Consider the following 275-nt stretch of genomic DNA (forward strand, 5'->3'; position numbering starts at 1 on the left):
TAGTAAGAGTGCTCACCTGCTTGGTGCTCTGTTACGTCTCTTACGCCGGTTAACTCACCTGGGAAGGCTTCAAGCAATTGCTTTTCAATCCCTTCTTTCAGGGTTACGTCAACCATGCTGCAGCCGTTACAGCCGCCGCCAAATTGCAGTACAACCACACCTTCTTCAGTAAGTTCCATTACGCTAACTTTACCACCGTGAGAGGCAAGGTTAGGGTTTACCTGGCTTTCGATAACGTATTCAACACGTTCGATAAGCGGTGCGTCATCTTCAAC

1 protein-coding gene is annotated in these 275 nt (G+C 48.4%); it reads right to left on the reverse strand.

The window, feature by feature from the left end:
- Positions 1–275 (reverse strand): NifU family protein (locus Q4528_RS13795; protein ID WP_303522136.1); only part of this gene is annotated, 275 nt, incomplete at both ends.

Source organism: Staphylococcus pasteuri (genome assembly GCF_030547725.1).
Classification (GTDB): domain Bacteria; phylum Bacillota; class Bacilli; order Staphylococcales; family Staphylococcaceae; genus Staphylococcus; species Staphylococcus pasteuri.